A 4,112-nucleotide genomic window follows, 5' to 3' on the forward strand; every position below is an offset into this window, starting at 1 on the left:
CGGCGACAAATCCCTTACGCATCGTGCGCTCATGTTCAGCGCGGTGGCGGCGGGCGAGAGCCGGCTGCGGGGGCTGCTGCCCGGCGCGGACTGCCGCAGCACCGCGTCCGTGCTGCGCGCGCTGGGCTGCGCCGTCCCCGACCTGCCGGCGGACGGGTCGGAGATCGTCGTCATGGGGCGGGGGATCGGGTCGTGGACGGCGCCCGCGGAGTGGCTGGACTGCGGCAACAGCGGGACGACGGCGCGGCTGATGATGGGCCTGCTCGCCAGCCGCGCCTTCGCGTCCACGCTGACCGGCGACGACTCCCTACGCGGGCGGCCCATGCGGCGCATCACCGATCCGCTGGCGCGGATGGGCGCGCGCTTCCGCGAGGCCGGCGCCCCCGGCTGCCTGCCGATCGAGGTCATTGGCGGGCCGCTGCACTCCATCGACTACACCTCACCCAAGGCCAGCGCGCAGATCAAGAGCGCGGTGCTGCTGGCCGGCCTGGGCGCGGGCGTCCCTGTCTCCGTCACGGAGCCGATGCTCTCCCGCGACCACACGGAGCGCCTGCTGGAGGCACTTGGCGAGACAGTGGAGACGGAGGATACGGACGCCGGCGTGCGCATCGCCCTCCGCCCCAGCGGCCGCCCGCTCCCGCCGCTGGAGGTGGAGGTGCCTGGCGACCCGTCGTCCGCCGCGTTCCTGATCGCGCTGGCGCTGCTGGCGGATGAGGGCGAGCTGCGCATCCGCAACGTCTGCTTCAATCCCACGCGCACCGGCTTCTTTCGCTGGGTGGAGCGGATGGGCGCGCGGATCGCGACGGAGAACGTCCGCATCGCCGGCGGCGAGTCCGTTGGGGACCTGGTCGTCCGCCCCGCACGGCTGAGCGGGATCGACGTCGGCGCCGACGAGGTGCCGGATGGCATCGACGAGATCCCCATGCTTGCCGTCCTGGCCGCGCGCGCGCAGGGGGAGACGCGCATTACCGGCGCGGGCGAGCTGCGGGTCAAGGAGACGGATCGCATCGCCGCCGTCGCGGGGAACCTGCGGACGCTGGGCGTAGAGGCGGAGGAGTTGAAGGACGGCATCGTCGTCCGCGGCACGGACCGGCCGCTGGCGGGGCGCGTGCAGGCGTTTCACGACCACCGCATCGCCATGGCCTTCGGCGTGCTGGGCGCGCAGCCGGGGAACGCCATCGAGGTGGATCACCCCGAAGTTGTCGACGTAAGCTTTCCCGGCTTCTGGGATCTGCTGCGGAGGCTGGTGGCGGCGTAGGGCAGGGGCCCTCTCCCCCGACCGGACGCGTGCTCGTCGAGTGGCGGAGGCAGGAATCGGTGCCGGCGGGACACACTCGTCATCCACCGTGCGTGTCCCGGATACGGTGAGGCCGGGAGAAGGAGCGGCGACGCAGCTCGATGCGGGCGCCGAGCTGTCCTATCACTCGTAATCGATCCACGATGCGTTTTCGTCCGAATCGAGTTCCGGCGCTGATGCTGCTGGCCGCCGCCGCGTGGCTGGCTACCGCGCCGCCCGCCGCGAGTCAGGAGGGCGGGTTCAAGCCGCCGTGGCTGGTGAACGAACGCGAGATCTCGTGGCAGATCGGCGCGGACTACCCGGCCGCCCAGCGGGACAGCGCCGTGCGTGGCTACGTGGTCCTGAACTTTCGGGTGCGCGAGGACAGCACCGTCGATCCCGCGTCCGTCTCCGTGCGGGCGTCGTCGAACCCGGCGTTCGTGGCGCCGGCGACGGGCCTGGTTCCCCTGATGCGCTTTGCGCCCGCGCAACTGGGCGGCCGGCCCGCGGCGGCCTGGATCACGCATTCCCTCTCCTTTGAGCTCCAGCGCCCGCTCCCCGCGGGGCAGCGCCCGGCTCCTTCGGACGAGGGCACGTATGAGGTGTCGCTGATCGAAGAGCGGCCGGAGGTGCTGGACCGCGAGAGGATGGCGAGACAGATCGAAGCACGGTTTCCGCGTGCGCTGCGTGACGGCGTGATTTCGGCGGCGGTGGTGGTCCGCTTCAGGATCATGGAGAACGGAACCGTCGACCCGGCGTCGCCACGCGTGGACGTGACGACGGACCCCCGGTTCGACGAGGCGGCGATTTCCGTGATTCGCCAGGCGCGCTTTCGGCCGGCGAAGGTCAATGGACGGCCCGTCAAGGCCTGGGTTACCATCCCCATCCATTTCCAGAACCCGGCCTCCGCGCCCGCCGAGGCGTCCCTCGCGGACCCCCCGGCCGGCTGACCAGGACGGATCACCCACCATCGTGACGAGGCAGATGACGGAACACGGGCGGCCGGACGGGATCATCATCGCGCTGGACGGGCCGGCGGGGTCGGGAAAAAGCTCCACGGCCAAAGCGGTCGCCGCGCGGCTGGGCTACCGGCACCTGGACTCCGGAGCCTTTTACCGCGCCATCACGCTGGCCGCGCTGCGCAACGGCATCCATCCGGACGGGTGGGGAGACCTGACGCACGACGAGCTGGACCGCATGGACGTGCACGGCCGCCCCGCCGACCGGGGGTACGTGATGACCATCCGCGGCGAGGACGTGAGCGTGGAGATCCGCTCAGGTCAGGTGAACGCCCACGTAAGCCAGATGGCCGCCGTCCCCGCCGTGCGCCAGTGGCTGATGGACGCCCTGCGCGAGTCCGGGGCCCGCGGCGGCCTGGTGGCCGACGGGCGCGACATCGGCACCGTGGTGTTTCCCGACGCCGAGCTCAAGGCGTACCTGATCGCGGACGCCGAAGAGCGCGCGCGGCGGCGGCTTCTGGAGCGCGGCGTGGGCGATCCGCCGCTGGAGGAGGTGCGCGCCGAGGCGGGACTGCTGCAGGGGCGCGACGCCATCGACAGCGGCCGCGAAACGGCGCCGCTGCGGCAGGCCGACGACGCCGTGGTCATCGACACCACCGGCCTGACCTTCGGCCAGCAGGTGGAGCGCATCGTCGCCCTGGCCAGGGAGCGGGGCGGGGTTGACCGGAGCGAAGAAACTCCGTAACTTGTTCTGTTTCCCCCGGCTTTCGTCCGGACCCGTCCATCACCCCGAACCGGCGCCGGCACCTCGCCCGTCCGGAAGGCCGCGTTACAGGAGAGCATCCCCACACATGGCAGACGTTACCGAAGAGCAGTTCTCGCGCGAGGACGGCGGCATCGCCGTTGCCGAGCAGCCCCGCAAGAGCTGGGGCAGCGAGCTTACGCTGGAGCAGATCGCCGACCGCGCCCGCTCGCTGGGCATTCGCCCCGACCTCTTTGACGAGGACGAGTACACCTCCGAGGAGTACGAGGGGCTGCTGGCGATGTACGAGCCCACCCTCAGCAACATCGAAGAGGGTGAGATCGTCAAGGCGCGCGTGCTGCGCATCACCGACAAGGCGGTGATCCTTGACCTGGGCTTCAAGAGCGAAGGCGCGGTCACCCGCGACGAGTTCAAGGATCCCGACTCGCTGCAGATCGGCGACGAGGTCGAGGTTTTCCTGGAGAACCTGGAGGACGAGGACGGCGTCGTCGTCCTGTCCAAGAAGAAGGCCGACTTCCTGCGCGTGTGGGAGCAGATCCGCGTGGCGTACGAGGGCGGCAACGCGGTCACCGGCACGCTTACCCGCAAGATCAAGGGCGGCGTGACCGTCGACCTGATGGGCGTGGACGCGTTCCTGCCGGGCTCGCAGATCGCGCTGCGCCGGGTCCCCAACATCGAGGACCTGATCGGCGAGCAGTACGACTTCAAGATCATCAAGCTCAACAAGCGCCGGCGCAACATCGTCGTCAGCCGCCGCGTGCTCCTCGAGGCCGACCGCGAGATCAAGCGCGACAAGCTCAAGAAGGAGCTCGAGGTCGGTCAGCAGCGCGTGGGCGTGGTCAAGAACATCACCGACTTCGGCGCGTTCATCGACCTGGGCGGCATGGACGGCCTGCTGCACATCACCGACATGTCGTGGGGCCGTGTGGGCCACCCGTCCGAGGTGGTGGGCATCGGCGACGAGCTTGAGGTGAAGGTCCTGGACATCGACTGGGAGCGCGAGCGCCTGTCGCTGGGCCTGAAGCAGCTTCAGGAGTACCCGTGGAAGGACGTGGAGAAGAAGTACCCGGTGGGCGCGCGCGTCCGCGGCCGGGTGGTCTCCATCACCAACTAC

The 4,112-nt window shown here is 70.3% G+C and carries 4 protein-coding genes; all 4 read left to right on the forward strand.

What is annotated here, in order from left to right:
* Positions 1-1,258, forward strand: a 1,258-nt coding sequence (gene aroA, locus ACOJUJ_RS24280) for a 3-phosphoshikimate 1-carboxyvinyltransferase (RefSeq protein WP_420129510.1), incomplete at its 5' end; no start/stop codon positions are given.
* 182 nt (positions 1,259-1,440) lie between these two features.
* Positions 1,441-2,226, forward strand: coding sequence for an energy transducer TonB (locus ACOJUJ_RS24285; protein ID WP_420129511.1), 786 nt, complete (start codon positions 1,441-1,443; stop codon positions 2,224-2,226).
* A 34-nt stretch (positions 2,227-2,260) separates the two neighbouring features.
* Positions 2,261-2,980: a (d)CMP kinase gene (gene cmk / locus ACOJUJ_RS24290; RefSeq protein ID WP_420129512.1), complete on the forward strand. Its 720-nt coding sequence runs from the start codon at positions 2,261-2,263 to the stop codon at positions 2,978-2,980.
* Between the two features lie 106 nt (positions 2,981-3,086).
* Positions 3,087-4,112, forward strand: a 1,026-nt coding sequence (locus ACOJUJ_RS24295) for a 30S ribosomal protein S1 (protein ID WP_420129513.1), incomplete at its 3' end; no start/stop codon positions are given.

The sequence above is a fragment of the Longimicrobium sp. genome (assembly GCF_048594345.1).
Taxonomy (GTDB): Bacteria; Gemmatimonadota; Gemmatimonadetes; order Longimicrobiales; family Longimicrobiaceae; genus Longimicrobium.

Coding starts and splice junctions, on each gene's coding strand:
- ACOJUJ_RS24285 (WP_420129511.1), top strand. CDS start 1,441: ATGCGTTTTCGTCCGAATCGAGTTCCGGCGCTGATGCTGCTGGCCGCC.
- cmk (WP_420129512.1), top strand. CDS start 2,261: ATGACGGAACACGGGCGGCCGGACGGGATCATCATCGCGCTGGACGGG.